Raw genomic sequence first — 17,002 nt, 5'->3', positions numbered from 1 at the left:
GAATGCGTGTATTATTTAAAGAAAATTATAATATTAATTTATCATTTTAAATAAAATTGCTGTTGTAATAAATGATATCAGTATTCCGTATCCAACAATAGCAGAACTAAGCCTTGGAGCAAGTCCAGCCATTGATGCAATTGCACCTGCTGTTATCATTGGAGCCATTCCTGCTTCCATGATTGAAACTATTGAAACATCATTATTCCAAGAAAATATTTTACAAATAATTATTGCAATAATTGGAGCAATAAGAAGTTTTATAAGAAGAGCAAGTGTAAAAGGTTTTATATCTTCACGGGGTAGTTTAAATTGTAGCTGTAAACCAACTGCCACAAGAGCCATTGGAACTATTGTACTTGAAAATGTAGCTAAAACTTTTGAAATAATTGGATTAAATTCAACTCCAATTAAAAATAAAGCTGCGACTAAAGATATAAAAGGTGGGAAAGTAAGAACTTTAAAAGTAATTATTTTAAAAGTAATTTGGCTTTTACTTGAATAATAAGAAGCTATAAAAGTTCCATAAACTGCCAAGGCAATAAAAGTTCCTAATTGGTCATAAACTAAAACATAAGGCATTGCACTTTCACCCATGTAAGCGTTTACGATTGGAATTCCCATAAATGAAGTATTTCCCAAAATTGCTACTAACATTAGCGAACCTGTAATCTCTTTTGAAAAAGAGAAAAATTTTGCTAACAATAAAACTAAAATTGCACTAAAAAACATAACAATCCAAGCAATTATAATTGGAATCAAAGTATCCATTGAAAAGCTAAGTTTAGGAATTTGTAAAAGTATCATTGCTGGAAGTGAAATATATATTACAAATTGATTTAAAATTGTTGGAGCATCTTTTGAAAATATATTTAACCTATTTATTCCATAACCAATAGCAATAGCTAATAAAATTAATACAAAATTTTCCATGACTTAATTACAAATATTTGCTTTACAAAGATTTTCAGGAGTTATTTTTCCAAACTCTTGGACATAGTCTATTCCCCATTTATGCATCTCTTCTAAAACAGGTTTTAGATTTTTCCCAGCTTGGGTTAGACTATAAACTACTTTTGGTGGAACTTCAGCATAAACTTCTCTATTTATAATATTTTTTTCTTCAAGTTCTTTTAGTTTTACTGTTAAAGTTTTTTGAGTAATTTCATTTATAATTTCATGTAAATCTTTAAATCTTTTATCTCCATCAAGTAAATGCCAAATTATTGCTAACTTCCATCTATCATTAAAAATATCAAGTGTTACAGCAACTGAACATCTATATTCTTTATCGTTTATATAATACATATTAAATTCCTTAAATTTTCAAAATCATTATAACATAAAGTAAATTAAACTCTATTACTTACCTAAAGTAAAGTAAGAGTAAATTAAGTTTATAGTGTATATAATTTTCAAATAATTTTAAGGAGTAAAATATGAAAAAAGTTTTAATTTTAAATGGTCATCAATATTACGATGTTGTAGCAAAGGGTGAATTAACTCAACATTACATAGATAAAGCAAACGATTTTTTTGTTAAAAATGGTTTTGAAATAAAACATACAAACATTGAAAAAGGTTATAACGTAGAAGAAGAGTGTGAAAAGTTTGAATGGGCAGATTATGTTTTATTTCAATATCCAGTTTATTGGATGAGTGTTCCTTGGATTGCAAAAAAATATTTTGATGAAACATTTACACAAGGGCGACATTATTCAAGTGATGGAAGAAGCCGAACTGATGCTTCAAAACTTTACGGAAGTGGTGGATTATTACAAGGTAAAAAATATATGTTATCTTTAACTTATAATTGCCCAGCATCTGCTTTTGATAACAAAAATAGTTTATTTGATGGAATGTCTTTAGACCAAGCTCATGTTGCTGTTCACAAAACTTTCCAATTTTGTGGATTAGAACCATTGGAAACTTATTCAGTTCATGATATTTTTAAAGGTGATTTGAATTTAGATATTGAACTAGAAAAATTTGAAAAAGTTTTAACTAAAAACTTTTTATAAGGAAATAACTTGAAAAACATAGTAATAGTTGCAAATATAAAAGTAAAAGAAGAGTTTACAGATGAAGTTTATTCTGAACTTGTAAAACTTTATGAAGCAACACATAAATACGATGAAGGTTGTATTCAATATGAATTACACAAAGATTTAAGTGACAAAAATAGTTTTACTTTTGTTGAAACTTGGGAAAATTCTGAGTTTTTAGCTTTACATGAACAAAAAGAACATTTTAAAACTTTTGTTGCAAAAATAGAAAATAAAATAGAAAATTTATCAATTAGTAAATTGGAAAAATTAGATATTTAAAAAGGAATAGTTATGAGTTTATTGTTTAAAAAAGGAGAAATAGGGACACTTGAGCTAAAAAATAGAATAGTTATGCCTCCTATGTGTATGTATAAAAGTGATGATAGTGGAGAGTTAAAAACTTTTCATAAAACCCATTATTTAGCAAGGGCAATAGGTGGTGTTGGATTTATTATAGTTGAAGCAACTGCTGTTGAGCCAAAAGGAAGAATTTCAGATGCAGATTTAGGTTTATGGGAAGATTCACAAATAATTCAACATAAAGAATTAAATGAAGATATTCATTTTTTTGGAGCAAAAACAGCTATTCAAATTGCCCATGCAGGTAGAAAATCTACTGTTAAAGATACAACTCCTATTGCTCCAAGTGTAATAGCTTTTAGTGATGAAGAACCATTTAAAACACCAATTAGTGCAAGTTTAGAAGATATAAAAAATATTAAAGAATTATTCGTAAAAACTGCAATCAGAGCAAAAAGTGCCAATTATGATGCAATTGAACTTCATGCTGCACATGGTTATTTATTATGTGAATTTTTATCACCTTTGAGTAATACAAGAGAAGATATTTATGGTGGAAGTTTAGAAAATAGATGTAGATTAGTTTTAGAAATAGCAAAAGAGATTAAACAAAAAGTTGATTTACCTTTAATCGTACGAATTAGCGCAGATGAGTGGATGAAAGATGGATGGAATATAAATGATTCAATCTATTTATCAAAAGAGCTTGAGAAGCTAGGAATTGATGCTATTCATGTATCTTCAGGTGGAAATCAAGAAAAAACAGATAAAACACCAAAAATTGAACCTTTATACCAAAGTAATTGGGCTAAAGAGATAAAAAAAGAGATTAGTATTCCAGTTATTGCAGTTGGATTAGTTACAACAGCAATTGAAGGTGAGAAACTTTTAGAAGAAAAATATTGTGATTTTGTGGCTTATGGAAGAGAATTATTACGAAGTCCAAATTTTGCTTTTTATGCGGCAAGTGAATTTAAAGAAAAAGATAAGATTAATTCATCTTATCAACGAGCGTTTTAATAAATCAAAAAGTAGATAAAATGGATAATAAAAATAATACCAAATATTTTATTGGTATGGTTGTAGCTATGTTAATTTGGGGAGTTGCATGGACTTCTGGAAAAGCAGCAGTTGAGCATTCAACTCCTGAAATTGCGGCATTCTGGAGATATGCTATCTCTTTTTTAAGTATTTTACCAGTTATTTGGTATATGAAAACTAGACTAAAAACAAATACAATAGGTTTTTTATATATGTTAGGAGCAGGAATTTTAAGTGCTGTTTTCAACTATTTGTTTTTTGCTGGACTTTCTCATGGACAAGCTGGATATGGAGGAACTATGGTTACTTCAATTGCTCCAATTATTACATATTTATTATCTATCATGATTTTTGGAATAGTTGTAACAAAAAAACAGATTTTTGCACTTGGTATTGGAATTTTAGGTTCATTGATTCTTCTTCGAGTTCCATTTGAAGGCTTTGCATTTTTAAATATAAATAGTTCATATTTTTTAGCTTGTGCGATTGTTTGGGCAATGATTACAATATTTTCTCAAAAAGCCTCAAAAAGAGCTGATCCTATGTTTTATACTTTAGTGGTTTTTGGAGTAACTGGATTTATAAATATGCTTTTTGCACTGCCTAGTCATCCTTTTGATTTTTCTGCATTAGATTTGGTATTTTGGATAAATATAATTTTTATTGGAGTTTTTTCAGGAACCTTTGCAATGACTTTATTTTTTATGTCAGCTAGTAAAATAGGGGCTCATCGTACGGGAGTTTTTATGTTTATTGTTCCCGTTGGTGCTATTATTTCAAGTTATTTCGCATATAATGAAAAAATAGTTTTATCTACGGTTTTGGGTTGTTTGTTGTCTTTTGTTGCTGTTTTATTGTTTAATATGAAAAGTAAAACAGAAAAAAGTAAAATATTAAGTGTTTAATAAAATTAATATAAAGGAAAAAATATGGAAAAAACATTTTTAGAAGCTCTAGAATTTAGACATGCTTGTAAAATTTTTGATGAAACAAAAAAGATTAGTGATGAAGAATTAACTTATATTTTAGAAGCTGGAAGAAAAGCACCATCTTCTTTTGGAATGGAACCTTGGAAATTTCTTGTTATTACAAATAAAGAGTTACAAGAGAAATTAAAACCTGTTTGTTGGGATCAAGCTCAAATCACTACTTGTTCACATTTAGTGATTGTATTAGCTGCAATAGATGCTGTAAGACCTGAATCTGGTATTGTTGAGCGAAAATTCAAAAGAAGAGAAATGCCTCAAGAAAAACTTGATATGTATTTGAATTTATATGCAAATCATTTAAAACAAACCCTTTCAAGTGATGAAAATATTTATGCTTGGACTACTAAACAAACAGTTTTCGCTATTGAAAATATGATGATGGCAGCAGCAATTAAAGGAATAGATTCTTGCCCGATTGAAGGATTTGAAAAAGAAAAAGTTGAAGAAATTTTAAAACTTGATACTACAAAATATCAATTATCAACTATAATTCCTTTTGGATATAGAATAAATCCTCAATCATCACAACTAAGAGAACCTTTGGAAAATGTGGTTGAATATATAAAATAAGGAAAAAAATGAATAAATTTAGTATATTGTTACTTGATGATATTCCTGAAAATATTTATTCTTTAAAACTGTTAATTGAAGAAAACTTCGATATAAACATTTTTACAGCATTTAAAGCTCAAGAAGCAATAGAAATAGTGATGAATAATCCTATTGATTTGATTTTAACCGATGTTCAAATGCCTGATATTGATGGTTTCCAATTTGCTCAATATCTAAAAGATATTGAATCTACAAAAGATATTCCTGTTATTTTTATAACAGGAATTTACGAAAAAGATGAATACAAAAATAGAGGTTACAATATAGGTGGAATAGAATATATTACAAAACCTATTGATAACAAACTTCTAATCTCAAAACTCAAAATTTACATAAATATTTTTAATACCATAAAAACTTCTAATGATAGACTCACTAAAGCCGAAGATTTACTAATTCATAGTGCTAAAATGGCAAGTATGGGAGAAATGATAGGTTTGATTTCTCATCAACTAAAACAGCCTTTAAATGTTTTATCTTTATGTGTTGAAGATATAAATTTGTCTTACGAATTTAAAGAATTAAATGATATTTATATGGAAGATTTTTATAAAAGTACTAAAAAGCAAATTGAATATATGAATAAAACAATAAATGGTTTTTTAGATTTTTTTAATCCTAATAAGAAAAAAGAAAACTTTTTAATTAAAAATTCAATTTATCAATCAAAAGAAATATTAAAAAGTAAAATCGATAAACTAGAAGTGGTTTTTCATCTAAATATTGATGAAGAATTAGAATTATTTGGTGTTGAAGTTGAACTAACTCAGGTTTTAATAAACATAATAAATAACTCTTTAGATGCATTTAAAGAAAAAAATATTAAAAAACCAGAAATTTTTATTAAATTATTTAAAAAAGATAATAAAAATATTTTAATAATTGAAGACAATGCTTTAGGTGTTGAAAATAACCAATTAGAAAAGATATTAGAACCTTATTTCACAACAAAAGATAGTGGCACTGGTATTGGTCTACATATGGTAAAACTGATAATCAAAAACAGTTTTGATGGTGAATTAAAAGTTTTAAATACTCAAAAAGGACTAAGTTTTATAATTTTTTTAGAAAATTATTAAAATGATACTATTGCAATACCATTTAATTATAAAATTCCTTTGTAAATATATTTTTTAGGAGATTTTATAATGAACAGTATTTTTCTTTATACTACAAATAATAAAAATGTTAATTCAGTTTTAGTTATAAGTGAAGATATGAAATTTTTAGATAAGTTAAAAAAAATTTCAGGTGACAAACATAATATTTCATTTTTCAATAATGATAAATTTGCTTTGTTAAATGGTGAAATTAATGCCTTTGATTTAATTGTTTTTGATAATAGTAAAAATTCTTTAGGGAAGTTTATTGATGTTTTTAAACAAACAAAATCTTATACTTTTAATATTCCAATGATTGTATTAGAAGATGAAACTCCACAAGAGTTTTCTTTGCATAAATACTGTAATACTTATGTGATTTTTAATAAAAGTTCTGATGAAAGTTTTTTATTAAATAATATAGAAATAAGTTTAAGTTTTTTATATACAAACAAAAAAGTTCAATTCGAAAATGGATTTTATTTTGATATAAGTAGAGAAATTTTATTTCAAGGTAAAAAAATCATTAAACTTACAAAAACAGAAAGAAAGCTAGTAAATCTATTAGCTTTAAATCCAAATGTTTTAGTTACTTACGAAGATATTTCTAGCACAGTTTGGAGAGGAAAAGAGTTTTCTATTTATTCATTAAGAAATGTTATTAAACACATTAGAGAAAAAACAGATGAATCATTTATTAAAAATTCATCAAATAGAGGTTATGTAATAAATACTATTTAATTAGTTTTTTTTATTTACAATAACTGTAAAAAAAGCTCCGGCATTTTTATTCTCTACCTTTATTGTCCCTAAACTATCCTTTTCAAGGATAGTTTTACAAATATATAAACCTAATCCAGAACCATTTTTTATAGCTTTAGTTGAAAAATATGGATCAAAAACATTCATTATTATTTTCTCATCAATACCTTTTGCATTATCTTCGATAAAAATCTTCTGACAATCATTATCTTCAAAAAATGAAATTTTAATAGTTGAATTTTGGATGTTTCGTTCTAAAAATGCATCTCTTGCATTATTTAATATATTTAGTAAAATCTGAATTAATTCACTTTTAAATAATCTTATTTTTGACAATTCAGAATTTTGGATTTCAATTTTGATGTTTTGAGAACTAAAAGATTTATCAAGCATATTAAATACAATAAGAACTATTTCATTTAAAGTAGCAAGTTCTTTTTTTGTATCAACACTAAAAAAATTTCTAAAATCATCAATAGTATTTGACATATATTGAATATATTCATTCATTTCATCTAAAACATTATTTAAAAACTCTTTATCTACATTATTCATATTATTTTTTAGTTTTATTCTACTTAGCATACTTGAAACGCAAGATAAAGGTTGTCTCCATTGATGGGCAATCATAGAAATCATTTCACCCATGGCAGAATGTTTTGATTGGTGAAGTACCATTTTTTCTTTCTCTTTTAATTCACTTAAATCTAAAATAGAAACCATTTTATAATCTTTATTTGAAAAAGATATATCTTTTATTTTTATAATAACGGGAATAACATCCCCATTTTTAGTCATTAATGAAATTTCTTGAAAGAATTTACTATTGTATTTTATAAATTTTTCTTTTGAAGTTGGAATTAAAATTCCTGTTGCAAGATTTCCTATTAAATCACTTTTCTTTTCATATCCTAAAATATCAAGAAGTGATTGATTCATATTTTGTATGAAACCATTTTGAATTATTAAAATACCTTCTATGGAATTATTTATTATTTCATTCAAATCCATAAAAATATTATTCGTATCTTGCATCTTTTTCTCATATTTTAAATTTCATACTCAACATTCTAACAAAATTTTGTATGAAACATCTTATTAAAAGAAAAATCCAATAATACTTTAATTATTTGTTATTTTAAAGAAAATAATAAATGTTACTAGTATGATACTATGTTCTGATAAAATAATTATTAATAAATAATAATTAGATATTTATCTAAGTAAATAGGAAAACAAGTGCTTGAAAATATTTTAGAGAAAATAGAATCTTTACCTCCTTTACCACAAACAATAGAAGAAATAGAAAATTTTAGAAAGAAAAAAGACAAAGAAATTGATGAGTTGGTAAAAATTATAGAAAAAGATGCTTTAGTTATAACAACACTTCTTAAAATTTCTAATTCAGCATTATTTGGTTTTCGATCAAAAGTTGAAACGGTAGGAAGAGTTATTAGTTTATTAGGAATTAATTTTACTATTTATGTGGCTATTAGTGAAACTTTTAACAATATTTTAACAACTGATTTATCTCCTTATTGCATAAATACAGAAGATTTTACTAAAGCTTCAAGTGCTTCTTATAATTTGGTAAATTTATGGTTAGGAGACGTTGATAATAATTTAAAAGAAGAAATTTTATTAGCTTCAATTTTACAAGAAATAGGTAAATTCATTTTATCTGAATTAATTGTTAGTAGGGGATTATCTGAACAATTCAGTAAAAAAATAGAAGAAGGTATTGATACAGTAGATGTTGAAAAAGAATTAATAGGATTTACAACATCTCAAGTTACAGCAGAGATATTTAAATATTGGGGTTTTGATGATAAATTAGTAAATATGATTCAATTTGTTGATAATACGAACATCTGTAGTGCGGAATATAAACAACGAGCTCAAGTTTTAGATGTTATAAAAACAGCTTGTAATCCATACTCTTTACTTAGTGATAGCAGTACTAAAAAAGCTCTAAAAAAAGCTATTTCATATAATTTAGAAACAGACTTTTTAAATAAAGCAATAGAAACTTTACAAAATAGATTATTAGAACATTAGGATAATACATATGTTAAGTGGATTTTGTTTAGAGAGTATTTCTAAAAATATTAGAAACGAAGATGATTTAATTAATATTTTTGAGTATCTAATAAAAGAGGGATTAACTCCTTATGAAGCATATTATTTTATTACAGATAAATATGGTGAAGAAGAAATATTAAAATTATTGGATGAAGATAATTTTAGATTTTGCTAAATAAAAATAAATCAACACTCTTTTTTATTATTTATTATTATTGGAATAGAAAATAATACTATTTTCTATTCCAATACAAAAAATTATTTAATTTTTTAATTATGAAATATTTATTTACATAAAATAAAAAAACAAAAAGAATTTAAAGGAAAAAGATGATTAGTAATTTAAATGTATTGAAGAAAATATTGAGTCGGAATATAAAGCTTTTCTCGAGGCTAAAATAGATGAAAATACTGCAAAAGAAAATGCTTTAAATGCTATTTAGATATGACAAAACAAATAAATTCAGCTGTAAATCAATTCAACAAAATACAGCAATATCAACACAAAAACAAGATGTTGCAAAAATTACTGATGAAATTGCAAATTCAAAAGAGTTTGATGGTAAAAATAGCGTAAAAGGTAGAAATTTGATTATATCAAGTTTTAATTACAATTTAAATGTTGCTGTTAGTAAAAAAACATCTATTGTATTTAATAAAAAAGTGGAAAAAACAATAGTAGCAAAAACTCAAGAAGTTGATAATTGGGAAACTTTTAAAAGTTTCCCTTTAACTTAAAATAAAAAATAATTTTATAAAACTACAAATAAATTTAGGTAGGAGTAAAAAATGTTGTTAGTTTGAAATTAGTAAAAGAATAATTAGTAGATAGTAGTAATAAAAAAAAAGGGAGCAAATGTTACAAAATATGAGGACAAAGTCTAAATTATCATTACTTGCATTAATTGCATTAATAAGTATAATGGTAATAGGTATATTCGGAGTTATAGAATTAAAAAAGGTAAATAGTGGATTAGAAACGGTTTATAATGATAGAGTTATTCCTCTTGAACAATTGAAAATAATTGCAGAAGAATATGCAATAAACATTGTTGATACAACTCATCAAACTAGAAATGAAAATTTTGATTTTCAGAAATGTATAGATAATATTAATTTAGCAGAATCTAAAATAAAAAAACAGTGGCAAGCTTATATCTCTACAACTTTAACAAAAGAAGAAGCAGTTCTAGTAAAAGATGTTGAGAATCTTATGGTTAAAGGTGATGAAATTGCAAAAAAAATCAAAGAGGCTTGTAAAAATAAAAATAGAGATCTTTTAATTCAAATTACTGTTGAAGAACTTTATCAAAAAATTGATCCAATTGGTGAAAAAATTTCTGCATTAATAAATCTTCAACTTCAAGTTGCAAAAAATGAAACGGAAATAGCTTATGAAATTTATCAAACAAGTAAAACAGTAATTATAATTATAATTGTAATGTCTTTTTTTATTCTTTTAGGATTATCTTATTTAGTTATTAGAGATATTACTGGAAAATTAAACAATTTCAAAGATGGCTTATTATCATTTTTTTCATACTTAAATAGAGAATCTTCAAAAGTTTCATTATTAAATGAAAGCTCGAAAGATGAATTCGGAGAAATGGCAAAAGTAGTAAATGATAATATAGAAAGAACTCAAAAAAGTATTGAAGAAGATAGAAGATTAATTGATGAAACAATAGCTGTTTTAGGAGAATTTGAGCAAGGTGACTTATGTCAAAGATTAAATATCAGTGTTTCAAATCCTGCATTAATGGAATTAAAAAATGTATTAAACAATATGGCAAGTAATTTAGAATCAAATATTGATAATGTACTTCATATCTTAGAAGAGTATTCAAACTATCATTATCTTCAAAAGATTTCAACAAAAGATATAAAAGAACATCTTTTAAAACTAGCAAATGGTGTAAATACACTTGGGGATTCAATAACAGGAATGTTAGTAGAAAATAAAGCTAATGGATTAACTTTGGATAAAAGTTCAAATATTTTACTTGCAAATGTAGATAAATTAAATATAAGCTCAAATGAAGCAGCAGCATCTTTAGAAGAGACAGCCGCAGCCTTAGAACAAATTACTTCAAATATAAGAAATAATACGCAAAATATTGCAAAAATGGCGAATTATTCAAAAAATGTAACAGCATCTTCAAATCATGGTGAACAATTAGCAAATCAAACAACAGTAGCAATGGAAGAGATAAATGTACAAGTAAATTCTATTAATGAGGCAATTACAGTAATTGATCAAATAGCATTTCAAACAAATATTCTTTCTTTAAATGCAGCAGTAGAGGCAGCAACAGCTGGAGAAGCTGGAAAAGGATTTGCAGTAGTTGCTCAAGAAGTGAGAAATTTAGCGAGTAGAAGTGCAGAAGCAGCAAAAGAGATAAAACTTATAGTTGAAAATGCTACAAAAAAAGCAAATGATGGAAAAGATATAGCTAATAATATGATAGAAGGATATAAAGAGTTAAATCAAAATATCACAAATACTATTAACTTAATCCAAGATATAGAGATGTCAAGTAAAGAGCAATTAATGGGAATTGAGCAGATAAATGATGCAGTAAATCAATTAGACCAACAAACACAACAAAATGCAGCAGTAGCAAGTCAAACACATGATGTTGCATTAATAACAGATGAAATAGCGAAGCTAGTAGTTACCAATGCAGATGCAAAAGAGTTTAAAGGGAAAAATGAAGTTGAAGCAAAAGCCATGAATTTAAAATCAAATTCATCTTACGATATAGGAACAAATCAAGTACTACATAAAAAAACAAATACACAAATAATTTCAAATAAAAAAGATGATGTAGAATGGGAAAGCTTTTAGAACTTCATAAATAATTAATGTATACAAAAAAGGTAAAAAAATGTTAGATAGATTTAGTACAAAAAAGAAATTATTTTTATTTCCAACTATATTTATATTTATAGTTATAGTAGTAGGTGTTATTTATTATCATTTGAGTGGAGTAACTAGCTTAAGAGAAGGTGCTGCAACTAAATCAGATATTCTTGTTCAACAAGTTTTAAAATCTAGAATTGCTGCTTTTCAATTTTTAAGGTTACCCAATAAAGAAAACATATATAACGTTAGAAAAGAGTTTTTATTATTAAATGAAGAAGTTTTAGAGTTTAAAAGTACATTAAATGTAGAAAAAAATAAAATTTTATGTGATGAGATAATTTCAAGTTTAAAAAAATACTTAGAGTACTTTGACTCTTTTTCAAATCAAAGAATAGATGATTTGAAAAATGGTATAAAAGAAGAAACTCCAGAAATGAAAGTTATTATTTCTCAAATGGGACCCATTGGCGTATCTATAGAAGAAAAACTTTATAAAATAAATTCTAGTGCAATAGCTTTAAAAAATGAAGCTAATGAATTTCTAAATAGTTTATTATCAATAATAGCATTAATTACAATTGTTATTTTTATAATAGGGTCATTGATTATTTCAAATGTAATTATTAAATCTCTAAATAACTTCAAAGAGGGATTATTGTCATTTTTCTCATATTTAAATAGAGAATCATCAAGAGTTTTTTTATTAAATGATAAAGCAGAAGATGAATTTGGAGAGATGGCAAAAATAGTAAATAAAAATATAGAAAAAATAGAAAGATTAATAATTCAAGATAATGAATTAATAGATGATGTAAAAAAAGTAGTAAATGAAGTAAAAAATGGATACTTAAATAAAAGAATTGAAAAAAGTACTCAAAATGAGAGTCTTGAAGAGTTAAGAAATGCATTTAATGATATGTTACTTGGACTTCAATTAAAAGTTTGTACAAATATAAATGATATTTCACTTGCCCTAGAAAAATATGCAAAACTTGATTTTACTCATAGAATTGGGGGATGTAATAGTCAAGTGACAGTTGGATTAAATAAACTAGCTGACATTATAAACGATATGCTAGTAGAGAATAAATCAAATGGATTAACACTTGATGAAAGCTCTAATATTTTACTTGCTAATGTTGATAAGTTAAATATTAGCTCAAATGAAGCAGCAGCATCTTTAGAAGAAACAGCAGCTGCCTTAGAGCAAATCACTTCAAATATTAGGAATAATACTCAAACAATTGCAAAAATGTCTAGTTACTCAAGTAGTGTGACAAAATCTGCACATGATGGAGAACAACTAGCAAATCAAACAACAGTTGCAATGGATGAAATAAATACTCAAGTAAATCTAATCACTGATGCTATTAGTATAATTGATCAAATTGCATTCCAAACAAATATTCTAAGTTTAAATGCAGCTGTTGAAGCTGCAACTGCTGGAGAAGCTGGAAAAGGATTTGCAGTAGTTGCTGCAGAAGTGGGAAACCTTGCAAATAGATCAGCAGAAGCAGCTAAAGAGATAAAAACAATAGTAGAAAATGCAACATCAAAAGCAAATGATGGGAAACAAATTGCTAATAATATGATTGAAGGATACAAAGAGTTAAATCAAAATATTACAAATACAATTAATTTAATTTCTGATATAGAAATGTCAAGTAAAGAACAACTTTCTGGAATTGAGCAAATTAATGATGCTGTAAATAGTTTAGATAGACAAACTCAACAAAATGCAGCAATTGCATCACAAACCAATGATGTGGCTGTAATAACTGATGAAATAGCAAAACTAGTTGTATCAAATGCAAATGCAAAAGAGTTTCTAGGTAAAAATGAAGTTAGAGCTAAAAATATAAATGTAAAATAAAACTCTTTTTGTTATGTAATTCAAAATCAAATTTTATATAAAAGAACATAACATAAAGGAATAAAATAAGAAACAAAAGTTGTTTATAATAAATCTAATAGGAAAATTAAAATGTTTAATTATAAGAAAAGAGATATTGAAATTGAAAAGCTAAAAGCTAGAATTTTTGAATTTGAAAAAAAAGAAAAAGAAAAAGAAAATTTCTATATGGAATTAGAAAAAATGATTGATCATATTGAGAATGGGTTTTTAATGTATAAAATTTCATCAAGATATGATGATGAAAAAATGGAATTTATTAAAAATAAAATTAATTTTCTTTCTGAAAATCTTCAAATAAAGATTTCATCCATAAGTAATGTATTACTAGATTTTGGAATTTCACATTTTGAAAGTAGAGTTAATGAAAAAATTAATATGATAGGAGTTTATGGTAGTTTAAAATCTAGTGCAAGATTAATTGGAAATAATGTTTCAGAATTATTGGCAATGATTCTAACTAGTGGAGAAAAGCTTGATTTAGATACAACTATTTTATCAGAAGCATCTTCTTCTTTATCTGCTTCTGCAAATAGACAAGCAGTATCTTTGGAAGAAACAGCTGCTTCAATAGAAGAAATTTCATCAACAATTTCAAATAATACTAAAAGTATTGAGGATATGTATTTCTTAGCAAATGAAGTACATAAATCTGCAGAAAATGGAGCAAAATTAGCAAATCAAACAACAGTCGCAATGGAAGAGATAAATGTACAAGTAAATTCTATTAATGAGGCAATTACAGTAATTGACCAAATAGCATTTCAAACAAATATACTTTCTTTAAATGCAGCAGTAGAGGCAGCAACAGCTGGAGAAGCAGGAAAAGGATTTGCAGTAGTTGCTCAAGAAGTAAGAAATCTTGCATCACGTAGTGCTGAAGCAGCTAAAGAGATTAAGTCAATTGTAGAAAATGCAACTACAAAAGCTAATTTTGGGAAAAGTATTTCAGGAAATATGATAGATGGATATAAAGAATTAAGTAAAAGAATTAATGATACTATTTCTTTAATATCTAATATTAAAGATGCAAGTAAAGAACAAGAAGTAGGTATTCATCAAATAAATGATGCAGTAAATCAATTAGATAGAGTTACTCAAGAAAATGCAATGAGAGCAAATCAAATAAATTCTTTATCACAAGAAGTATCAGAACTTTCTACTAAATTAATACAAGCAGCGAACTTTGCAGAATATTCAAAACAAACAAGAGATTACATTTGTGATGTAGATCTAGTTTTTAAAACAGCTAAATTAAAAAATGATCATATTAGATTTAAAGAAACTAATTTTGCGAAATTAGGAAAAAATGAGACATGGTCAGTTGTATCACATCATGATTGTGCATTAGGAAAGTGGATTGATGAATCAGAGAGAAGTATTCAGAAATATACTAATACAGAAAGTTGGAATAGTTTAAAAAGATATCATGAAGATATTCATAAATCTGTTCAAACTTATATAAATGAAGATGTAAAAAAAACAGCTGATATAAACTTAAAAGATTTAGCGATTAAAATAGAGAATATAACACAGCATATTTTTGATGAATTAAATATGGTTAAAAAGAACGCTTGTTAAAGGTTTATCATTGACATGTCCAAATAGAATAAAACCAAAATTATTAAGAGATATTAAAACTGAAGCTCTTTTAGTATTTGTTAGAACAACCTTGGAACAATATTTTTATCAAGTCGATAGTGATGGATATTATTTTCAATTAGCTAATGAAAAGGATAATGAAGTTGTGTATTTGACTTTGAAAGATTTGTTATTAAATTTGCAAGATACAGTAATAAATTCAACATATCTTAGAAGTTTGATAGAAAATGCCCATAAAAATGCAACTTTAAAAATACTTGCAAAAAAAGAAGAACCTTTAATGGTTTATTACGATACTTTAATAAAAACCATTGAAGTTTGTCTTCCAAATGGAAGTTTCTGGATACCTGAATTGGTTGTTATTTCACTTTTAAGTGAATGGATAATAGAAGAAGAAAAAACTGCTTATTTTTATCCATATTTAAAAGATATTGATTATATAGATTTGATAAATAGATACGATAATTCAAAAAAAGAATTAGATAATGAAAAAAAAGAGATTATAATGAGTATGTACAAAATCTCTTCAAAGTTAATTGAGAAGTTAAAAAAAGTAGAATATAAAATAAATACAACTAGAAAAAAAACTAAAAGGAAATAAATGATTAGTTCAAATGTAACAATAGATTTACAAAAACTAGAAAAACTTTTAAATAAAGTTGGAGATTTAGTAATAACAAACTCAATGATGGCTCAAAGTGTTGATAATTTACCAGCTAGTGAAGAAAAAAAGAATTTAGTTGAAAAAATCACTCTTTTTCAAAGACATATAGTTGAACTTCAAGATTATGCAACAGATATAAGAATGATTAAGTTTGAAAGTATGTACACAATTTATAACAATATTATTCAAGAAATATTACCAGCAAATAAATCAATTAAATTACAAATAGTTGGTGGAGAAACTAAAGTAGATAAATCTTTGGTTGAACATTTAGATTTATCTATTAAAACTTTGATTACAAATAGTGTTCTTTATGGAATAGAAACAAAAGAAGAAAGAACAGCAAAAGATAAAAATCCAGAAGCTACTATAAAAATAATCGCTCAACAACTAAATGGACAAATGTCATTTTGTATAGAAGATGATGGAATAGGATTTGATAAAGATGAACTGGATTTTGAAGAAGAGTTTCCTAAAATCAAAGAAGATAATCAACTAAAAAATGTTTATAAAATTAAAGAAAATGTAGAAAAATTAAATGGAAATATAGAAATAAAAAGTGATTTAGAAGAAGGTTTTTCTTTTACAATAACAGTTCCTTTAACTCACTCTATTTTAGATGGTTTAAATATAAAAATTGGAGATAATATTTTTATTTTACCAACTTCATCAATAGTTGAATCAATTCAACCTACAAAGGAGATGATAAAACTAGTAGGTGATGGAAGTTCAGCTTTACTTATGTTAAGAGATGAATTTATACCAATAATAAGATTATATGAATTTTTACATATTGTTCCAAAAACACAAGATTTAAGCCAAGGTATTTTAATAATCGTAAAATCAGGAACACAAAAAGCAGCCTTTTTTATAGATGAATTTTTACAACAGCAACAAGTAGTTTTAAAAGCAATAGAAACCAACTTTAAAAAAGTTGATAGTGTTGCAGGAGCAACGGTAAGAGGTGATGGAAGCATTGGTATTATTATTGATGTTAAAAGTATTATTGAAAATTTTTAATTGG

Annotated in this window: 18 protein-coding genes and 1 pseudogene; 16 read left to right on the top strand and 3 right to left on the bottom strand. The window is 25.6% G+C overall.

Going from position 1 to position 17,002, the window contains the following annotated elements:
* Window positions 1-33 precede the first annotated feature (33 nt).
* Window positions 34-933, bottom strand: a complete 900-nt coding sequence (locus ASUIS_RS07765; RefSeq protein ID WP_118886494.1) for an AEC family transporter — start codon at window positions 931-933, stop codon at window positions 34-36.
* A 3-nt stretch (window positions 934-936) separates the two neighbouring features.
* The gene (locus ASUIS_RS07760; RefSeq protein WP_118886493.1) at window positions 937-1,308 is read right to left on the bottom strand and encodes a winged helix-turn-helix transcriptional regulator; all 372 of its coding nucleotides are present in this window, start codon (window positions 1,306-1,308) and stop codon (window positions 937-939) included.
* A gap of 131 nt (window positions 1,309-1,439) precedes the next feature.
* On the opposite strand from ASUIS_RS07760, the gene ASUIS_RS07755 reads away from it, so the two are divergent.
* The 7 genes from ASUIS_RS07755 (at window position 1,440) to ASUIS_RS07725 (ending at window position 6,831) form a co-directional block, all read left to right on the top strand.
* Window positions 1,440-2,021 carry an NAD(P)H-dependent oxidoreductase gene (locus ASUIS_RS07755; protein ID WP_118886492.1) on the top strand — a complete coding sequence of 194 codons (582 nt, stop codon included), beginning with the start codon at window positions 1,440-1,442 and terminating at the stop codon, window positions 2,019-2,021.
* Between the two features lie 9 nt (window positions 2,022-2,030).
* A complete protein-coding gene (locus ASUIS_RS07750) occupies window positions 2,031-2,327 on the top strand; it encodes a putative quinol monooxygenase (protein ID WP_118886491.1) in 297 nt (98 codons plus the stop codon).
* A 12-nt stretch (window positions 2,328-2,339) separates the two neighbouring features.
* Window positions 2,340-3,368 (top strand): NADH:flavin oxidoreductase/NADH oxidase, encoded by a 1,029-nt coding sequence (locus ASUIS_RS07745; protein WP_118886490.1) that lies wholly within the window; start codon window positions 2,340-2,342, stop codon window positions 3,366-3,368.
* A 20-nt stretch (window positions 3,369-3,388) separates the two neighbouring features.
* Entirely contained in the window at window positions 3,389-4,294 is a 906-nt protein-coding gene (locus tag ASUIS_RS07740; RefSeq protein ID WP_118886489.1) for a DMT family transporter, read from the top strand.
* 24 nt (window positions 4,295-4,318) lie between these two features.
* A complete protein-coding gene (locus ASUIS_RS07735; protein ID WP_118886488.1) occupies window positions 4,319-4,948 on the top strand; it encodes an NAD(P)H-dependent oxidoreductase in 630 nt (209 codons plus the stop codon).
* An 8-nt stretch (window positions 4,949-4,956) separates the two neighbouring features.
* A complete protein-coding gene (locus tag ASUIS_RS07730; RefSeq protein ID WP_118886487.1) occupies window positions 4,957-6,069 on the top strand; it encodes a hybrid sensor histidine kinase/response regulator in 1,113 nt (370 codons plus the stop codon).
* Window positions 6,070-6,138: 69 nt separating this feature from the next.
* Window positions 6,139-6,831, top strand: a complete 693-nt coding sequence (locus tag ASUIS_RS07725) for a winged helix-turn-helix domain-containing protein (RefSeq protein WP_118886486.1) — start codon at window positions 6,139-6,141, stop codon at window positions 6,829-6,831.
* Here the strand turns inward: ASUIS_RS07725 and ASUIS_RS07720 are convergent, their stop codons facing one another.
* Window positions 6,832-7,887 (bottom strand): PAS domain-containing sensor histidine kinase, encoded by a 1,056-nt coding sequence (locus ASUIS_RS07720; protein ID WP_118886485.1) that lies wholly within the window; start codon window positions 7,885-7,887, stop codon window positions 6,832-6,834. It abuts the gene before it with no gap.
* A 204-nt stretch (window positions 7,888-8,091) separates the two neighbouring features.
* On the opposite strand from ASUIS_RS07720, the gene ASUIS_RS07715 reads away from it, so the two are divergent.
* From ASUIS_RS07715 to ASUIS_RS07680, 9 genes and pseudogenes are all read left to right on the top strand, one after another.
* A complete protein-coding gene (locus tag ASUIS_RS07715; RefSeq protein ID WP_118886484.1) occupies window positions 8,092-8,910 on the top strand; it encodes an HDOD domain-containing protein in 819 nt (272 codons plus the stop codon).
* 10 nt (window positions 8,911-8,920) lie between these two features.
* Window positions 8,921-9,109, top strand: coding sequence for a hypothetical protein (locus tag ASUIS_RS07710; protein WP_118886483.1), 189 nt, complete (start codon window positions 8,921-8,923; stop codon window positions 9,107-9,109).
* A gap of 257 nt (window positions 9,110-9,366) precedes the next feature.
* A complete protein-coding gene (locus ASUIS_RS07705; protein ID WP_118886482.1) occupies window positions 9,367-9,672 on the top strand; it encodes a hypothetical protein in 306 nt (101 codons plus the stop codon).
* 118 nt (window positions 9,673-9,790) lie between these two features.
* Window positions 9,791-11,782 (top strand): HAMP domain-containing methyl-accepting chemotaxis protein, encoded by a 1,992-nt coding sequence (locus ASUIS_RS07700; protein WP_118886481.1) that lies wholly within the window; start codon window positions 9,791-9,793, stop codon window positions 11,780-11,782.
* A 40-nt stretch (window positions 11,783-11,822) separates the two neighbouring features.
* Entirely contained in the window at window positions 11,823-13,673 is a 1,851-nt protein-coding gene (locus tag ASUIS_RS07695) for a methyl-accepting chemotaxis protein (RefSeq protein WP_118886480.1), read from the top strand.
* 579 nt (window positions 13,674-14,252) lie between these two features.
* Window positions 14,253-14,832 (top strand): annotated as a pseudogene (locus ASUIS_RS14005) (methyl-accepting chemotaxis protein); the annotation flags it as partial.
* Window positions 14,823-15,293, top strand: a complete 471-nt coding sequence (locus tag ASUIS_RS14000; protein ID WP_407923312.1) for a CZB domain-containing protein — start codon at window positions 14,823-14,825, stop codon at window positions 15,291-15,293. The pseudogene ASUIS_RS14005 and the gene ASUIS_RS14000, both read left to right, overlap by 10 nt.
* A gap of 10 nt (window positions 15,294-15,303) precedes the next feature.
* Window positions 15,304-15,915: a hypothetical protein gene (locus ASUIS_RS07685; RefSeq protein ID WP_118886478.1), complete on the top strand. Its 612-nt coding sequence runs from the start codon at window positions 15,304-15,306 to the stop codon at window positions 15,913-15,915.
* Window positions 15,916-16,998: a chemotaxis protein CheA gene (locus tag ASUIS_RS07680; RefSeq protein WP_118886477.1), complete on the top strand. Its 1,083-nt coding sequence runs from the start codon at window positions 15,916-15,918 to the stop codon at window positions 16,996-16,998.
* The last annotated feature ends 4 nt before the right edge of the window (window positions 16,999-17,002 follow it).

This window comes from Arcobacter suis CECT 7833, from assembly GCF_003544815.1.
GTDB classification, from domain to species: Bacteria; Campylobacterota; Campylobacteria; order Campylobacterales; family Arcobacteraceae; genus Aliarcobacter; species Aliarcobacter suis.
Note: the sequence above shows the minus strand (reverse complement) of the source record. Positions and strands in the feature narration are given on the sequence as shown.

Bases quoted from the DNA above. Each gene is read 5' to 3' on its own strand.
- ASUIS_RS07695 (WP_118886480.1), top strand. From the start codon at position 11,823: ATGTTAGATAGATTTAGTACAAAAAAGAAATTATTTTTATTTCCAACT.
- ASUIS_RS07760 (WP_118886493.1), bottom strand. From the start codon at position 1,308: ATGTATTATATAAACGATAAAGAATATAGATGTTCAGTTGCTGTAACA.
- ASUIS_RS14000 (WP_407923312.1), top strand. From the start codon at position 14,823: ATGAGAGCAAATCAAATAAATTCTTTATCACAAGAAGTATCAGAACTT.
- ASUIS_RS07710 (WP_118886483.1), top strand. From the start codon at position 8,921: ATGTTAAGTGGATTTTGTTTAGAGAGTATTTCTAAAAATATTAGAAAC.
- ASUIS_RS07730 (WP_118886487.1), top strand. From the start codon at position 4,957: ATGAATAAATTTAGTATATTGTTACTTGATGATATTCCTGAAAATATT.
- ASUIS_RS07740 (WP_118886489.1), top strand. From the start codon at position 3,389: ATGGATAATAAAAATAATACCAAATATTTTATTGGTATGGTTGTAGCT.
- ASUIS_RS07705 (WP_118886482.1), top strand. From the start codon at position 9,367: ATGCTATTTAGATATGACAAAACAAATAAATTCAGCTGTAAATCAATT.
- ASUIS_RS07700 (WP_118886481.1), top strand. From the start codon at position 9,791: ATGTTACAAAATATGAGGACAAAGTCTAAATTATCATTACTTGCATTA.
- ASUIS_RS07725 (WP_118886486.1), top strand. From the start codon at position 6,139: ATGAACAGTATTTTTCTTTATACTACAAATAATAAAAATGTTAATTCA.
- ASUIS_RS07745 (WP_118886490.1), top strand. From the start codon at position 2,340: ATGAGTTTATTGTTTAAAAAAGGAGAAATAGGGACACTTGAGCTAAAA.
- ASUIS_RS07680 (WP_118886477.1), top strand. From the start codon at position 15,916: ATGATTAGTTCAAATGTAACAATAGATTTACAAAAACTAGAAAAACTT.
- ASUIS_RS07765 (WP_118886494.1), bottom strand. From the start codon at position 933: ATGGAAAATTTTGTATTAATTTTATTAGCTATTGCTATTGGTTATGGA.
- ASUIS_RS07735 (WP_118886488.1), top strand. From the start codon at position 4,319: ATGGAAAAAACATTTTTAGAAGCTCTAGAATTTAGACATGCTTGTAAA.
- ASUIS_RS07720 (WP_118886485.1), bottom strand. From the start codon at position 7,887: ATGCAAGATACGAATAATATTTTTATGGATTTGAATGAAATAATAAAT.
- ASUIS_RS07755 (WP_118886492.1), top strand. From the start codon at position 1,440: ATGAAAAAAGTTTTAATTTTAAATGGTCATCAATATTACGATGTTGTA.